1 protein-coding gene is annotated in these 258 nt (G+C 57.8%); it reads right to left on the reverse strand.

Annotation, left to right across the window (positions count from 1 at the left end; genetic code table 11):
* On the reverse strand, positions 1 to 258 hold a 258-nt coding region (locus tag SB772_RS42870), incomplete at both ends, for an extracellular solute-binding protein (protein ID WP_410838878.1).

Raw genomic sequence — 258 nt, forward strand, 5'->3', positions numbered from 1 at the left:
GCGAACCCTGCGTTGCGTAGAAGCGCTGGGTCTCTTCACTGGTGATGAACTTGAGGAAGTCCGAGACGGTGGCCTTGTTCTTGGAGTAGACACTCATGGCGACGTTGTGGCCGCCCAGTGATGAGGCGCCCGGTCCGCTCTTACCCGGAAGCGGTGCCATCTTGAACGTGTCTTTCACAGTGGACGAACCGTCAGTCTTCGCGAGGTTGTAAACGTAGGGCCAGTTGCGGAGGAAGAGGAGCTTTCCGTCTTCGAATG

The organism is Paraburkholderia sp. SIMBA_030 (genome assembly GCF_046535245.1).
GTDB lineage: Bacteria > Pseudomonadota > Gammaproteobacteria > Burkholderiales > Burkholderiaceae > Paraburkholderia.